Source organism: Actinomadura rugatobispora (assembly GCF_055379765.1).
The window spans coordinates 1,356,058-1,370,132 of record NZ_AP029191.1; the positions used below are offsets into that span (position 1 = coordinate 1,356,058).

Genomic DNA, 14,075 nt, shown 5'->3' on the forward strand with positions numbered 1-14,075 from the left:
TCGCAAATGGCGATCATAGGTCCATACCATTCCCCCCGCCGAGGAGGACGGCGTGAGCCTGTTCCGTACCAAGAGCGTCGAGGAGTCGATCCGCGACACCGAGGCCGGGTCCCCCGAGCACCGGCTGCGCCGCGAGCTGTCGGCGGTGGACCTGGTGGTGTTCGGCGTCGGTGTGATCATCGGCACCGGCATCTTCGTGCTGACCGGGCAGGTCGCCAAGGACAAGGCCGGGCCGGCGGTGGCGATCTCGTTCGTCCTCGCCGCGGTGGTGTGCGGGCTGGCGGCGGTGTGCTACGCCGAGTTCGCCTCGACGGTCCCGGTGGCGGGGTCGGCCTACACCTTCTCCTACGCCACGCTCGGCGAGCTGCCCGCCTGGATCATCGGCTGGGACCTCATCCTGGAGCTGGCGCTGGCCGCGGCCGTGGTCGCGGTCGGCTGGTCGGGGTACGCGGTGTCGCTCCTGGACACCGTGGGGCTCACGGTGCCGCCGGCGCTGGCCAATCCGCCGGGCACGGAGGGCGGTGCCGTCAACGTGCCCGCCATCCTGCTGGTCCTGGCGGTGACCACGGTGCTGGTGCTGGGCGTGAAGCTCTCCTCGCGGGTCAACGCGGTGGTCGTGGCCATCAAGGTGTCGGTGGTCCTGCTGGTGATCATCGCGGGGCTGTTCTACGTCACGGCCGACAACTACACCCCGTTCATCCCGCCGGCCGAGCCCACCCCGGCGGTCGAGGGGCTCCAGGCCCCGCTGCTGCAGGTGCTGTTCGGCATCAGCCCGGTCAGCTACGGCTGGTTCGGCATCTTCGCCGCCATCGCCATCGTGTTCTTCGCCTACATCGGCTTCGACATCGTCGCGACCGCCGCGGAGGAGGCCCGCCGGCCGCAGCGCGACCTGCCGCTCGGCCTGATCGGCTCGCTGGTGATCACCGCGGTGCTGTACGCGGCGGTGTCCCTGGTCGTGGTCGGGATGCAGAACTACACGAAACTCAGCGAGGCCGCGCCGCTGGCCGACGCGTTCAAGTCCGTCGGCAGTCCCGGCTTCGCCACCATCATCAGCATCGGCGCGGTCGCCGGTCTCACCACCGTGGTGCTGATCCTGCTGCTCGGGCAGAGCCGGGTGTTCTTCGCGATGAGCCGGGACGGACTGCTGCCGCAGTGGCTGTCGGCCGTGCATCCGCGGTTCGGCACGCCGTACCGCTCGACCATCCTGATGGGCGTGATCGCGGCGGTGCTGGCCGGGTTCATCCCGCTGGCCGCGCTGGCCGAACTGGTCAACATCGGCACGCTGTTCGCGTTCGTGGTGGTGTCGATCGCGGTGGTGGTGCTGCGCCGCACCCGTCCCGATCTGCACCGCGCCTTCCGCACCCCGCTGGTGCCGCTGGTCCCGGCGCTGTCGGTGCTGGCCTGCCTGTTCGTGATGCTCAACCTGCCGGTGGAGACCTGGCTGCGGTTCCTGGTCTGGATGGCGATCGGCTTCCTGATCTACTTCGCCTACGGCCGCCGGAAGAGCCGCCTCGGCGCCGCCGCGCACCGTGCCGGGGCCCGCTGACGCGCCCGGCGCGCCTGCGCTACACCCCTGTGACCTGCGAATTCGCAACCTCTTCCGGGGTCGCTGTGTCCTTCGCGCGGCCGGATGGGCACAATGGCGCGCATGGCTGCTCCTCTGCGTGTCGCAGTGATCGGCTCCGGGCCCGCGGGCCTGTACGCCGCCGAGGCCCTCGTCAAGCAGACCGACGGGAACGTCCGCGTGGACGTCTTCGACCGGCTGCCGACGCCGTACGGGCTGGTCAGATATGGGGTCGCGCCCGACCACAAGTCCATCAAGTCGATCGCCCGCTACCTGCAGAAGGTCCTGGAGAACCCGGCCGTCCGGTTCTTCGGCTGCGTCGAGCTGGGCCGCGACCTGACCCGGGCCGACCTGCTCGACTGCTACGACGGGGTGCTCTACTCCACCGGCGCCATGGTCGACCGGCACCTGGGCGTGCCGGGCGAGGAGCTGCCCGGCAGCATCGCCGCCACCGACTTCGTCAACTGGTACTGCGGCCACCCCGACGCCGCCGACCACGTCTTCGACCTCACCGCCGAGGAGGTCGCGGTCATCGGGGTCGGGAACGTGGCCGTGGACGTGGTGCGGATCCTGGCCAAGACCGCCGACGAGCTGCGCGAGACCGACGTGCCCGAGCAGGTGCTGGAGGCGCTGGCCGCCAGCCGGGTGAAGCGCGTCCACATGATCGGGCGGCGCGGCCCGGCGCAGGCCAAGTTCACCACCAAGGAGCTGCGCGAGCTGGGCGAGCTGCCCGGCGTGGCCGTCCACGTGCGGCCCGAGGACATGGAACTGGACCCGGCGAGCGCGGAGCAGGTCGAGTCCGACCGGCACGTGCGCGGCAACGTCAAGGTCCTGGGCGGCTGGACCGGAGAACCGGACGGCGGCGCCCCGCGCCGCATCGACGTGCGGTTCTGGCGCGCCCCCGTGGAGATCCTCGGCACCGAGCGGGTCGAGGGGCTGCGGGTCGAGCGCACCACGCTGGACGAGAACGGCCGGGTGCGGGGCACCGGCGAGTTCGAGACGCTCCCGGTCGGCCTGGTGCTGCGCTCGGTCGGCTACCAGAGCGTGGCGCTGGACGGCGTCCCGTTCGACGAGCGCGCCTACGTCGTGCCGAACGAGGGCGGCCGGATCACCGGCCCGGACGGCGCCGCTATCCCGCGCGAGTACGTGGCCGGATGGATCAAGCGCGGGCCCACCGGGGTCGTCGGCACCAACAAGTCCGACGCGGCCGAGACCGTCCGGCACCTGCTGGAGGACCTCGACCCCGAGGGCCCCCGCCCCGACCGCACGGTCGAGGAACTGCTGGAGTCTCGGGGCCTGCGCGTGGTCACCTACGCCGACTGGCTCAACCTGGACACCGCCGAGATCGAGCTGGCCGGCTCGCTGGGCCGCGGCGAGCGGGTCAAGCTGGCCCGCTGGGAGGCGATGCGGTCGGCCTGCCACCCCGGCTGACGCCGGTGAATGGTCCGTTCCGACACCGCGGAGACCACCTGGGCCGCCGGACAATCCCCGCCACGGGGTGGTGACGCAGACCTGACCGGAGCGCTACGGTGCGCGTGTGACCGGCGGTCCAGAGCTGTACGGATTCCCCCCTCCCGGCAGGCTGCCCGATCTGCGGTGGCTCGGCCCCGACTACGTGTCCGTGCTCGTGTACGACCTCACGCGCGGCCTGCTGCGCCAGGATCCGCGGACGCGCGTCATGGGCGTGCGCTGCGAGGGCGAGCCCGAACTACGGCCGACCGTCGATCCGTCCGGAGTGATCCGGGCGCATGACGCGACCTTCCCTCTGCAGGTGTTCGTCCAGGACGGCGCCGGACGGCCGTGGCGGCTGCGCGGCCGGTGGACCTACTCCGGCCGCGACCTCGGCACCGCCGCGGCGTCCATCACCCACTACTGGCGACTGGCGTCGGCGGAGGGCGTCTAACGGTCGGACCTCTCCGCCAGCTCCTCCCGCACCGCCTCCCCCAGCATGGCGGGCGCCTCCCCCAGCGCCGGCAGCAGCCACGAGGCCAGTTTCCCCGCATCCTCGAACTTGTCCCTGACGGTGCCCTTGGCGTTGTCGCCCTCGCGCAGGTTGGCCAGGTCGCGGCCGCCCCCGGTCTGGCTGACCGACACCGACGAGCCGCTCCGGACCCGCATCAGGGTCATCCCGGCGCCGGGCCTGAAGTGGACGTCCCGCAGCTCGAGCCGGATCTGCGACCCGGCGATCTCGAGCAGCGACCCGACCCGCTCGCTGCCGCCCCAGGCGATCGTGGAGCCCCCGCCGTCGATGACGGTGTCGTTCTCGATCGGCGGCAGCGCCGAGACCTTGCCGTGCCGCCTGGTCAGGGTGTAGGTGCAGCGGGACTCCAGCAGGATGGTGCCGCCCGTCCGGAACGCCTGGGCGAGCTCGTCCTCGTCCCCCACGCCCTCCGGGCACGCCAGCGAAGTCGGCTCATCCTCCTCCGCGGCGGGCGTGTGCGCCGCCACCGCCGCCGCGGGGAGCGCGGTCACCACCGCCAGCACCGCCGCCGGCAGCGCGGCCCGCCGGACCGCCCCCGCGCCCCGCCCGTTCCCGGGTCTGCCGTTCCCGTGTCCTGCGTTCATGTGTCGCATGTTCTTCGTCTCCCGTCACGCCGAAACCTTGATCACTTCGGTCAACTACACACTGTTACCAGACGGCGACGCTTTGAAACCAAACGGCGTACAGGTCAGGAGAGGGCCAAGTACGCGTCCGGCGACGTTTAATCACGAACTGTGTTTGATCATGCACGTGGGGTAGTTGTTGGCGTGGAAGCGCGCGGGCCGCCACCGAGGTCGTGATCGGGGGACGGTCCGCGACCACTGGGCCGCGACGGTGCGAGGGCGCCGTCGGGGTGAGAAGGGAAAACGAAGAAATGAACAACGTGCAACGCGTCGCGATCGTCGGCTTCGCCGCTGCCGGGATGGCCATGTTCGGGTCGGCGGCGATGGCCGACACCTGGCACTCCCGCGAGTTCGAGACGGCCACCCCGAAGGGCGCGGCGTCCTTCGGTCTCGTCTCCGCCGCCGGCCACGGCCACGAGGGCAAGGACGGCGGCAAGGAGGGCAACCACCGCCACGGCAAGGCCTTCTTCAAGAAGTGGGGCACGATCGCTGACAAGCACGGCGCCACATCGTTCAAGGTCGGCAGCTTCGCCGACTGACGTCCCTGATCGGGACCCGTTCCCGGTTCCAGGCCCCGCCCGCGCTCACGGGCGGGGCCGTTCAGGATCTTGCCTCTCGTAAAGGACTTCCATGAGCAGACGCACGGCACGCCGCATCGCCCTGCCGGGCCTTGCCGCGTTCGGCCTCGTCACGGCAACGCCCACGGTGGTGTGGGCCGACTCCTCCACCGCGCACTCGTCCAGTGAGATGACCGCGCGGCCCTATGGGGCGGAGCTCCACGTCCGGGAGGCCCGCGTGGGCGCCGACGGGCGCACCAGCTTCACCGAGTTCGTGTACGTGGCGACGGCGCAGGGTGCCGAGATCCGCCGGACGCACAGCGTCGCCGGCGGTCGCGGCCAGGGGGCCGCGTCCGGCAGGCCGCGAGGCGCCACCGGTCAGAACGCCCAAAAGGCCAGGCCGGCCGCGAACGGCACGTCCGGGGCCGCACGCAAGCCCGCCGCGCAGAAGGCTCCAGCCGCGACGAGCTCCGGCCCCGGCGGGCCGCGCCGACCGGCAAGGCAGACGCCGACCACGCCCAAGCGCACCGCGCACAAGCCGCACCAGGCGCAGCAGCCGCAGCAGCCGCGCGGCGAGTCGCGCAGGCCGAGCCGCCCGCTGCGCGAGCCGCGCATGCCCGCCATGCTGCGCGATTCCAACCTGCCGCAGGAGCCGAGCATGCCGGCCATGCCGCGCGAGCTCGCCGGCCCGCCGGGGTTCTAGGGACTGCCTCAAAGCGGCCCCAGGTACCGCGCGAGCGCGATGCCGCGCTCGCCAAGGCCCGGTGAGGAGCGAGCCGCCAGGCGAGCGCCGTAGGCCGGGACTTTGAAACACGGCCTGGCCGGTGAGGCGAGCCTCACCGGCCAGATCGCGAAGCGATACCGCGCACGGCCGCTCAGTCGGACGGGGCGGGCTCCCGCGTCTCGGCGGAGGTGGCCCGGGACACCGCCTCGATGATGTCGCGGGCGAGGTCCTGCGGGGTCAGCCCCAGATCGGCCAGGAGCATGGCCCGCTTGGCGTGGTCGAGGAACTCCTGCGGGATCCCGAACGTGCGGACGGGCGTGTCGACGTCGGCGTCGCGCAGCAGCCGCGCCACCGCGTCGCCGACCGCGCCGACCCGGCCGTTGTCCTCCACGACCGCGACCATGCTGTGCCCCGCGGCGGCCTCCACCAGCGCCGGGTCGAGCGGCTTGACCCAGCGCGGGTCGACCACCGTGGCGCCGATGCCCTGCGCGGCGAGCCGCTCGCCCACCTCGACCGCCGGGGCGGCCATCGCGCCGGCCGCGACCACCAGCACCCGGGCGCCGTTGGCGCCGTCGTGCCGGGCCAGCACGTCCATCCCGCCGAGCGCGCCGACCGCCTCCATGTCGTCGGCGACCGGGCCCTTGGGGAAGCGCAGCGCGGTGGGCGCGTCGTCGACCTCGACCGCCTCGCGCAGCAGCTCGCGCACCCGCGCGCCGTCGCGCGGCACCGCGATCCGCATGCCCGGGACGAGCTGCAGGATCGACAGGTCCCACATACCGTTGTGGCTGGGCCCGTCGTCACCGGTGATACCGGCACGGTCCAGCACGAAGGTGACGCCCTGCCGGTGCAGCGCCACGTCCATCAGCACCTGGTCGAACGCCCGGTTGAGGAACGTGGCGTAGACGGCGACGACCGGGTGCATGCCGCCCATCGCCAGGCCCGCCGCCGAGGTGACCGCGTGCTGCTCGGCGATGCCGACGTCGTAGGTGCGGTCGGGGTAGGCGTCGGCGAACGCGGCCAGGCCCACCGGGTGCAGCATCGCCGCGGTGATGCCGACGATGTCGGGACGCTCCGCGCCGAGCGCGACCATCTCCTCGCTGAAGACGTTCGTCCAGATCCGGCCCTTGGGCTTCTGCACGCCGGTCTCGCGGTCGTACGGGCCGGGCGAGTGGAACTGCTCCTCCTCGTCGTTCTCCGCGGGCGCGTAGCCGTGGCCCTTGCGGGTGATGCAGTGCACGATCACCGGGCCGCCGAAGTCGTGCGCCTTGCGCAGCGCGTGCTCGACGGCCTGCTCGTCGTGGCCGTCGATCGGGCCGACGTACTTGAGGCCGAGGTCCTCGAACATCGCCTGCGGCTGCAGGATGTCCTTGAGGCCCTTCTTGATGCCGTGCAGCGCCTCGTAGGCGACGGTGCCGACGACCGGGGCCCGCGGGACGGTCTTCTTGACCAGCTCCAGCGCGGTCTCGTAGGTGGAGGTGACGCGCAGGTCGGCCAGGTGGCTGGCCAGTCCGCCGATGGTCGGCGAGTAGGAGCGGCCGTTGTCGTTCACCACGATGATGACGCGGCGGTCCCTGCCGTCGGCGATGTTGTTGAGCGCCTCCCAGCACATGCCGCCGGTGAGCGCCCCGTCGCCGACCACGGGCACCACCACGCGGTCGCTCTCGCCGCGCAGCTCGAACGCCTTGGCCAGCCCGTCGGCGTACGACAGCGCGGTGGAGGCGTGCGAGTTCTCGATGATGTCGTGCTCGGACTCGGCCCGGCTCGGGTAGCCGGAGAGGCCGCCGCGCTGCTTGAGCCGGCCGAAGTCGTGCCGGCCGGTGAGCAGCTTGTGCACGTAGGCCTGGTGGCCGGTGTCGAAGAGGATCTTGTCGCGCGGCGAGTCGAAGACCCGGTGCAGCGCGATCGTGAGCTCGACGACTCCCAGGTTGGGGCCCAGGTGACCGCCGGTCTTGGCCACGGCGTCCACGAGGAACTCCCGGATCTCCCCGGCGAGCCGCGGCACCTGCGTGGCGTCCAGTCGTTTGAGGTCCTCGGGACCCTTGATCGACTCCAGCAGAGACACGCGCGTCAACTCCTCCATCAGGGGCCCCTCTGCCCCTGGACTCGGGCCGTTCCGAGTTTAGTCGCGCTTTGCCCGCCGCGTACCGGTGACCGAATTCCCTCACGTTTCCCGCACAGAACCCTCACGCGAGAGATCGTGGACCATGGGGTAGGAAGGTGGCCATGGGTGTCGAAGAGATCGTGCTGCTCAACGAGGTCGACGAAGTCATCGGATCGGCGCCCAAGGTGCCGAGCCACCACCGGGAGACCCCCTACCACCTGGCTTTTTCATGCTTTCTGGTGGACACGGAGGGCAAGGTTCTGATCACTCGGCGCGCACTGGTGAAGCGCACCTTCCCCGGCGTGTGGACGGGCAGCTGCTGCGGCCACCCGGGTCCGGGCGAGGGGCTGCGGGCGGCGGTGCTGCGGCGGTTGCGCGACGAGCTCGGCGTGTCGGCGCGCTCGCTGGTGCCGGTCCTGCCCGGGTTCCGCTACCGCGCGACCGCCGACGACGGGACGCTGGAGAACGAGCGCTGCCCGGTCGTGCGCGCGCTCACCGCCACCGCCGCGCCCGCCGTCCGGCGCGACCCCAAGGAGGTCGAGGACGCCGGGTGGTGGACGTGGGAGGAGTGCCTGGCGCTGGCCGAGCGCCCCGAGTCCTCGCCCTGGTTCCGGTTGCAGATGGCCGAGCTCGCCCCGCTCGGAGCCCCGCTGAGCTGGCCGGACGCGGGCGTCGGCGGCCTCCCCCCGTCCCTGGCCTGGTAGCGGCCCGGCCACGATCATCACCACCCGGCCGCCACCCGGTAACCGCGAGATCTCTTTTCGCCTCGCCCTGTTGACCCCTCCCGCCGTCGAGCAGACGCTTGTTCTTCTGGGTGACGAAGGGACGTGCGATGCGAGGACGGTGGAAGGCGATCGCCGCCGTGGCCATCGGCGGCGCGCTGGCGCTCTCCGGCTGCGGCGGCGGCGATGACGGCGGCGGCGACAGCTCCGAGGTGGAGGTCTTCTCCTGGTGGACCGGGCCCGGCGAGGCCGACGGCCTGAAGGCGCTGCAGGCCGACTTCGAGAAGAAGAACCCCGGGATCAAGTTCACCAACGCGGCGATCGCCGGCGGCTCGGGCACCCAGGCGCAGGCCGTGCTGGCCAGCCGGCTGCAGAACCGCAAGCCCCCGGACTCCTTCCAGGGGCACGCGGGCGCCGAGCTGCTCGACTACATCAAGGCCGGCCAGATCGAGCCGCTGGACTCCTTCTACGAGGAGAACAACCTCAAGCAGGCCTACCCGCAGCAACTGCTGGAGCAGATCACCTACCAGGGCAAGATCTACTCGGTGCCGGTGAACATCCACCGCTCCAACGTGCTCTGGTACAACCCGAAGATCCTTGAGGACGCCGGGATCTCCGCGCCGCCCGCGTCGATCGCCGAGTTCATCACCGCGCTGAAGGCCGTCAAGGACAAGACCGGAAAGGTGCCGCTGTCGCTGGGCGCGCAGTGGACCGCCGACCACCTGCTGGAGAACGTCCTGCTCGGCGACCTGGGCACGGACGCCTACAACGCGCTGTGGAAGCCGGGCGGCGACTGGAGCAGCCCCGCGGTCACCAAGGCGCTCACCGACTTCGCCGAGATCATGAAGTACACGACGGCGGAGGCGGCCTCCACCGACTGGCAGGGCGCGTCCAAGGCGGTCGTGGACGGCAAGGCCGCCTTCAACATCATGGGCGACTGGGCCTACGGCTACTTCGTGAACCCGGCTCCCAACGGGCTCGGCAAGAAGCCGGACACCGACTTCAAGTACGCGGCGTCCCCGGGCACCGAGGGCACCTACATGTGGCTCTCGGACAGCTTCACGCTGCCGCGCGACGCGCCGCACCGCGGCGGGGCCCTGGCCTGGCTCAAGCAGGTCTCCAGCAAGGAGGGCCAGGACATCTTCAACCCGAAGAAGGGCTCCATCCCCGCGCGCAAGGACGCCGACAAGAGCCTCTACAAGGGCTACCTGGAGTACGCGTTCAACGAGTGGAACAAGCCCGGCGTCAAGCTCGCCGGCTCGTTCTGGCACGGCGTGTACTCCAACAAGAAGTGGCACACCGACATCGACACCGCGGTGGGCCTCTTCCTGCAGGACAGGAACGTGGGCAAGCTGCAGCAGGCCCTGGTGACCGCCGCCAAGAGCAACGCCCAGTGACCGGCGACGCTGGCAACGCCCTCGACTGACGCGATTGGAGAGCGCCCGCGTGAGACGCCGGTGGACGCCGGGACGCAGCCGGCGATGGCTCCCCGGACTGCTGCTGGTCTCGCCGTCGATCCTGGCGATCGGCCTGTTCGTCTACGGGCTGATCTTCTGGAACACGCGGGTCGCGGTGAGCGGGCGGCACGACGAGGTCACGCCGTACGGGTTCGACAAGGGCCGGAACTTCGTCGACCTGTGGGACGACCCGAGCTGGCCGCCGGCCGTCCGGCACGCGCTCCTGTTCACCGTCGTGTTCGTGGGCGGCGCGCTGCTGCTGGGCGCGTTCCTCGCCTTCCTCATGGAGAAGGGCATCCGGTGGGAGGCGGGGTTCCGCGCCGTCTACCTGTTCCCGATGGCGATCTCGTTCATCGCCAGCGGGGTGGTGTGGCGCTGGCTGATGAACCCCGCGCCGCCCGAGCGCGCGGTCGGCCTCAACCAGCTGTTCGGCAAGACCGGGCTGGACGCGCTGGCCAACAACTGGTGGCAGGACCCCGCCTGGGGCATGGCGGCCATGGCGCTGCCCGCGATCTGGCAGATGTCGGGCTACGTGATGGCGCTGTACCTCGCCGGGTTCCGCGCCGTGCCCGAGGACCTGCGGGAGGCCGCGCGGGTCGACGGCGCCTCCGAGTGGAAGGTCTACCGGTACGTCGTCTTCCCGCAGCTGCGGCCGGTGACGCTCTCCGCGCTGATCATTCTCGGCCATATCTCGCTGAAGGTGTTCGACCTGATCATGGCGATCGCGGGCAAGCAGATCATCACGTACGTGCCGGCCATCGCCACGTACGTGGAGGTGTTCGACTCCCACGACCCGGCCAACGGCGCCACCATCGCCACCTACCTGCTGCTCGCGGTGGCGGTGCTGGTGATCCCCTACCTGGTGTGGTCGGTGCGGGCGGAGCGCCCCCGATGAGCGCCGGGACGGCCGCGAAGCCGGCGGCGGGAGGGCCCGGTGCGAAGAAGGCGCCGGACGCGCGGCGCTCCCGGCTGCGCGACCCCCGCACCATGCGGATCGTGCGCTTCGTCATCCTGATGGCGTTCGTGCTGGTCTTCCTGATGCCGGTGTACGTGCTGTTCGTCACCAGCTTCAAGTCGCTCCAGGAGGCCGACCCGAGCACCGCCTGGAACCTGCCCGCGCAGTGGAGCACGCAGGGCTGGTCGTCGGCGTGGGAGACGCTGCGGCCCGGCCTGGAGAACAGCGTCAAGATCGCGGTCTCCGCGTCGCTGATCTCGGCGGTGCTCGGGTCGCTGAACGGTTACGTGCTGTCGAAATGGCGCTTTCCGGGCTCGGACGCGGTGTTCACGCTGTTCCTGTTCGGCATGTTCATCCCGTACCAGGCGGTCATGATCCCGCTGGCCGGAATGCTCACCGACATCGAACTGGTCGGCACCATTCGCGGCCTGGTCCTCACCCATGTGGTGTACGGCATCCCGATCTGCACGCTGATCTTCCGGAACTACTACGTCACGATCCCGGACGAGCTGATCGAGGCGGCCCGGGTGGACGGCGCCGGAATGCTGCGCACCTACTGGTCGATCGTGCTCCCGGTGTCGGGCCCCGCGTTCGCGGTCACGCTGATCTGGCAGTTCACCTCGGCGTGGAACGACTTCCTGTTCGCGGTGTTCCTGGGCGCGCCCGACAGCTGGCCGGTGACGGTGCTGCTCAACAACACCGCGGGGTCGGGGGCGGTGGCCGTCCAGTACAACCAGCAGATGGCCTCGGCGCTGCTGGCGTCGCTGCCCACGCTGCTGGTCTACCTTCTGCTCGGGCGTTTCTTCATGCGCGGTCTGATGGCGGGCGCGCTCAAGGGCTGACCGGCGGCTGATCAACGAAAAGGGCGGAATTCACGTCAACCACTGCGGCCACATAAGCGTCGTATAAAGGCCAGTGACAGGAAACCCCGCCTGACCACAGGGAATGTCAATGACCATCAGACGACTGGCCGCGGCCGGAGCGGCGGGAGTCGCCGCCGTCGCCCTCTCGGCGGGTCCCGCCTGGGCCGACCCGAAGATCTCGGCGACCCCCGACCCGTTCGTGCCGGGCGGCAAGCTGAACCTCAAGGCGACCGAGTGCGACACCAAGCCGGTCCAGGAAGAGGACGGCGGGCTGTTCACCGGGTTCCCGGTGTGGGAGAAGGCCGGCGACAACGGCACCTGGACGGCCGTCGCCACGACGAACAAGGTCGCCCCGGGCAAGACCTACCAGGCGTTCTTCACCTGTGAGATGGAGGGCGAGGAGTTCACGCTCCGCGTCTCCGTGACCGCCGAGGACGACGACGAGCCCGAGCAGCCGAAGTTCGACTTCGGGTACGACGACGTGAAGCTGTCCACGACCCGCGTCGTCCCCAACGGGAAGACCACGTTCACGGTCACCTGCCCGACCGAGGTCACCATCACCGGCAACGGCTACACGCAGAACCCGCTGCCGGTGAAGAAGGCCGGTGAGAAGACCTGGACGGCGACGGGCACGTTCAAGTCCTCGCTCCCCGACCCCACGCTGGCGACCGTGACCTGCAAGAACCACGGCTCGGTCAAGTACTCCACCAGCCCCGAGAAGGGCGACCTGTCGCCGAAGAAGCCGACCGGGAAGATCCCCACCGGCCGGATCGACACCGGTGACGGCAGCACGGTGGCGGGCGGCGGCGGCTCGGCCGCGCTGCTGGCCGGCGGGTCGGCCGCCGTGCTGGCCGCCGCGGGCGCGGGCGTCGTGCTGCTGCGCCGCCGCGGGATCGGGCAGGAGCGTTCCTGAGTTGCCCGAGCGCACGCCGTTCCTTCGCAGCGCGCATGCCGCCGGTCGCCGGGCTCTGGCCGCGGCGGCCGGCGTGCTGCTCTCCGCTCTCCTGCTGACCGCCTGCGGCGGTGACGACGGCGGCGGCGACGATCCCCCGGTCGTCCCCGCGGCCGCCTCGCCCTCGGCCGCGGCCACCGCGCAGAAGGCGCGGCGGGACGCGGCGCCGATGAGCGAGTCCCTGCCGAAGACGATCAAGATCGACAAGATCGGCGTCTCCGCCCCGGTCTCCCAGATCGGGCTGCGGCCCGACGGGCGGATCGAGGAGCCTCCGCTGAGCCGTCCCGACCTGACGGGCTGGTACAAGGAGGGCGTCACGCCCGGCGAGGCCGGTCCCTCGGTGATCCTGGGGCATGTGGACGCCGGCAAGAAGGCGGCCGTCTTCTACCGGTTGAAGGAACTGAAGGCGGGCGATCTCATCCAGGTGGTCCGGCAGGACGGTTCCACCGCGACTTTCGCGGTGCAGCGCCTGCAGAGCGTGGACAAGGACGCCTTCCCTCACCAGAAGGTGTTCGGCGAGGAAATCGACTACTCCTCGCTGCGTCTGGTCACCTGCGGTGGCGCTTTCGACGCGGGCACCGGGCATTACAAAGAGAATCTCATCGCCTTCGCGAAGCTGGTCCAGCCCGCCTGACCTGCTTTTCGGCGCCGTTCCCCCTCTCCCATCCGGAGGGGGAACGGTCCAGGCCCGGCGTGCCTGGCTTGGCCGATAACGACAAATCGGGGAAAATCACTTCTGACCCCGTTCACGGCCCGGCCGAGCAAGGCCGCCCGAGGCGGCGAGCGTCCGGCCCACCCCGCGGACACCGGCCGGGACGGGGACACCAGTCGAGCACGACAAAGGAGACCGCGTGCAGGCGATCAGCATTCAGCAGCCCTGGGCGTTCGCGATCGCCCGGGGCGGCCGGGCGATCTCCAACCAGGCGGTGCCCACCGCCTATCGCGGCCCGCTGCTCATCCACGCCTCCATGCGCGTCGATCTCAAGGCCTGCGACTCCCCGCTGATCCGGGCCGCGGGCTGGGACCCGCGCGACCCGCTGGCCACGATCGGCGCGGTCATCGCCATGGCCGAGCTGGACCACGTCTGCTCGGCCGGGTTCCAGGGCGAAGCCTGCGACTGCGGTCCCTGGGCCGAGGCGGGCGCCCACCACTGGCAGCTGACCTCCGTCCGGGCCCTGCCGCGTCCCATCGTCGCGCTGGGCCGCCCGAGCCTGTGGGAGCCCGCTCCCACGCTCATGACGAAGGTCCAGATGATGCTCGCCCCGGCACCGACGCCGGCGCCGGCCAATCCCGCCCCCTGAGCGCCGCTTCAGCCGAGCGCGGAGTCGCGGAGGCGGCCGAACTCCCCGGCGAGCCTGTCGAGCGTCCAGCTCGCGTTGAGGCCGCTGGGGTGCGAACTGTTCGCCTGTGAGGTCGGTTGAGTGAACATGCGGGTAATCAAGTGATCGGACTTGACGTTTTGTGTTGGCCTCCGTACTTTCAGTAGCGCAACCTGGGACGCCGGGTTCGGTGTCAGCGTGCGGGGCCCCCTTTCCACCGGAGTGATGGTCTGGGGCCTCCCCGTCGCCTCTGGTCG

General features: G+C 70.9%; 14 protein-coding genes. 12 read left to right on the top strand and 2 right to left on the bottom strand.

What is annotated here, in order from left to right; genetic code table 11:
- Window positions 1-52: 52 nt before the first annotated feature.
- The 3 genes from ACZ466_RS05445 (at window position 53) to ACZ466_RS05455 (ending at window position 3,467) form a co-directional block, all read left to right on the top strand.
- Window positions 53-1,546, top strand: coding sequence for an amino acid permease (locus ACZ466_RS05445; RefSeq protein WP_378284438.1), 1,494 nt, complete (start codon window positions 53-55; stop codon window positions 1,544-1,546).
- A 93-nt stretch (window positions 1,547-1,639) separates the two neighbouring features.
- On the top strand, window positions 1,640-2,995 hold the full coding sequence (locus ACZ466_RS05450) for an FAD-dependent oxidoreductase (protein WP_378284437.1): 1,356 nt from the start codon (window positions 1,640-1,642) through the stop codon (window positions 2,993-2,995).
- A 106-nt stretch (window positions 2,996-3,101) separates the two neighbouring features.
- Entirely contained in the window at window positions 3,102-3,467 is a 366-nt protein-coding gene (locus ACZ466_RS05455) for a hypothetical protein (RefSeq protein WP_378284436.1), read from the top strand.
- Here the strand turns inward: ACZ466_RS05455 and ACZ466_RS05460 are convergent.
- The gene (locus ACZ466_RS05460; protein ID WP_378284435.1) at window positions 3,464-4,129 is read right to left on the bottom strand and encodes a hypothetical protein; all 666 of its coding nucleotides are present in this window, start codon (window positions 4,127-4,129) and stop codon (window positions 3,464-3,466) included. The two genes, ACZ466_RS05455 and ACZ466_RS05460, sit on opposite strands and share 4 nt — an antisense overlap.
- Window positions 4,130-4,419: 290 nt before the next feature.
- On the opposite strand from ACZ466_RS05460, the gene ACZ466_RS05465 reads away from it, so the two are divergent.
- Window positions 4,420-4,707 (top strand): hypothetical protein, encoded by a 288-nt coding sequence (locus ACZ466_RS05465; RefSeq protein ID WP_378284434.1) that lies wholly within the window; start codon window positions 4,420-4,422, stop codon window positions 4,705-4,707.
- Between the two features lie 91 nt (window positions 4,708-4,798).
- Entirely contained in the window at window positions 4,799-5,428 is a 630-nt protein-coding gene (locus ACZ466_RS05470) for a hypothetical protein (protein ID WP_378284433.1), read from the top strand.
- Window positions 5,429-5,600: 172 nt separating this feature from the next.
- Here the strand turns inward: ACZ466_RS05470 and dxs are convergent, their stop codons facing one another.
- Complete coding sequence (gene dxs / locus ACZ466_RS05475; protein ID WP_378284432.1) at window positions 5,601-7,511, bottom strand: 1-deoxy-D-xylulose-5-phosphate synthase; 1,911 nt, start codon at window positions 7,509-7,511, stop codon at window positions 5,601-5,603.
- Between the two features lie 161 nt (window positions 7,512-7,672).
- Between dxs and idi the strand changes: the two genes are divergently transcribed.
- The 7 genes from idi (at window position 7,673) to ACZ466_RS05510 (ending at window position 13,800) form a co-directional block, all read left to right on the top strand.
- Window positions 7,673-8,254: an isopentenyl-diphosphate Delta-isomerase gene (idi, locus tag ACZ466_RS05480; protein WP_378284431.1), complete on the top strand. Its 582-nt coding sequence runs from the start codon at window positions 7,673-7,675 to the stop codon at window positions 8,252-8,254.
- Between the two features lie 128 nt (window positions 8,255-8,382).
- Window positions 8,383-9,669 carry an ABC transporter substrate-binding protein gene (locus tag ACZ466_RS05485; RefSeq protein ID WP_378284430.1) on the top strand — a complete coding sequence of 429 codons (1,287 nt, stop codon included), beginning with the start codon at window positions 8,383-8,385 and terminating at the stop codon, window positions 9,667-9,669.
- A 49-nt stretch (window positions 9,670-9,718) separates the two neighbouring features.
- Complete coding sequence (locus tag ACZ466_RS05490; protein ID WP_378284429.1) at window positions 9,719-10,624, top strand: carbohydrate ABC transporter permease; 906 nt, start codon at window positions 9,719-9,721, stop codon at window positions 10,622-10,624.
- A 92-nt stretch (window positions 10,625-10,716) separates the two neighbouring features.
- Window positions 10,717-11,526: a carbohydrate ABC transporter permease gene (locus ACZ466_RS05495; RefSeq protein ID WP_378284483.1), complete on the top strand. Its 810-nt coding sequence runs from the start codon at window positions 10,717-10,719 to the stop codon at window positions 11,524-11,526.
- A gap of 109 nt (window positions 11,527-11,635) precedes the next feature.
- A complete protein-coding gene (locus ACZ466_RS05500; protein ID WP_378284428.1) occupies window positions 11,636-12,460 on the top strand; it encodes a hypothetical protein in 825 nt (274 codons plus the stop codon).
- A gap of 1 nt (window position 12,461) precedes the next feature.
- Window positions 12,462-13,133 carry a class F sortase gene (locus tag ACZ466_RS05505; RefSeq protein WP_378284427.1) on the top strand — a complete coding sequence of 224 codons (672 nt, stop codon included), beginning with the start codon at window positions 12,462-12,464 and terminating at the stop codon, window positions 13,131-13,133.
- Between the two features lie 217 nt (window positions 13,134-13,350).
- The gene (locus ACZ466_RS05510; protein ID WP_378284425.1) at window positions 13,351-13,800 is read left to right on the top strand and encodes an ASCH domain-containing protein; all 450 of its coding nucleotides are present in this window, start codon (window positions 13,351-13,353) and stop codon (window positions 13,798-13,800) included.
- The last annotated feature ends 275 nt before the right edge of the window (window positions 13,801-14,075 follow it).

Bases quoted from the DNA above. Each gene is read 5' to 3' on its own strand.
- ACZ466_RS05450 (WP_378284437.1), top strand. From the start codon at position 1,640: ATGGCGCGCATGGCTGCTCCTCTGCGTGTCGCAGTGATCGGCTCCGGG.
- ACZ466_RS05460 (WP_378284435.1), bottom strand. From the start codon at position 4,129: ATGAACGCAGGACACGGGAACGGCAGACCCGGGAACGGGCGGGGCGCG.
- ACZ466_RS05465 (WP_378284434.1), top strand. From the start codon at position 4,420: ATGAACAACGTGCAACGCGTCGCGATCGTCGGCTTCGCCGCTGCCGGG.
- ACZ466_RS05470 (WP_378284433.1), top strand. From the start codon at position 4,799: ATGAGCAGACGCACGGCACGCCGCATCGCCCTGCCGGGCCTTGCCGCG.
- idi (WP_378284431.1), top strand. From the start codon at position 7,673: ATGGGTGTCGAAGAGATCGTGCTGCTCAACGAGGTCGACGAAGTCATC.
- ACZ466_RS05485 (WP_378284430.1), top strand. From the start codon at position 8,383: ATGCGAGGACGGTGGAAGGCGATCGCCGCCGTGGCCATCGGCGGCGCG.
- ACZ466_RS05495 (WP_378284483.1), top strand. From the start codon at position 10,717: ATGCGGATCGTGCGCTTCGTCATCCTGATGGCGTTCGTGCTGGTCTTC.
- ACZ466_RS05500 (WP_378284428.1), top strand. From the start codon at position 11,636: ATGACCATCAGACGACTGGCCGCGGCCGGAGCGGCGGGAGTCGCCGCC.